General features: G+C 63.5%; 1 protein-coding gene. It reads right to left on the reverse strand.

All coding sequences use genetic code 11. The features are described from left to right. Nucleotides 1–145: MbeB family mobilization protein (locus GHO25_RS27005; protein ID WP_372240985.1), on the reverse strand; the 145-nt coding region annotated here is incomplete at its 3' end. Nucleotides 146–436 lie beyond the last annotated feature (291 nt).

Genomic DNA, 436 nt, shown 5'->3' on the forward strand with positions numbered 1-436 from the left:
TCAAGCTCTGTTCGCTTGATCTCAATGCCGCGAGCAAGGTCTGTTCGTGCTGTTTGTAGGCGTTCGTCACGCCCGTCTCGATAGCGATGGCTTGCTGCTTCGATTTCTCCTCGAAGCTCCGGGCCAAGTCTGAAATCCCGCTCATAGAGGGCCCCCTTGAGGCGTATGTTCTTGCCGCCGTCCGGGTCGGCGATGCTGATGGATGACTTGGTTTCGCGGGCCACCTGGAAGCCTGCACCTGTCAACTTTTCGAGCACGTCAGCACGGCTGCGCACCTCGCCCTGGGCGGCGAGGGCCAGCAGCCCGTCCGTGATCTGCTGTGCGACCTGCTGGCGCTCTGGCGGCAGGTCGCGGGGCGTTACAAGGGCCCGCCTACGAGACGGGTCTTTCGGGTCGGCAAGACCCAGCTCGGCACGCTGAACCGTCGCCCAGGCAT

Origin of the sequence: Pseudomonas sp. FSL R10-1350, assembly GCF_009600525.1 — a bacterium.
In the GTDB taxonomy this organism is placed as follows: domain Bacteria; phylum Pseudomonadota; class Gammaproteobacteria; order Pseudomonadales; family Pseudomonadaceae; genus Aquipseudomonas; species Aquipseudomonas helleri.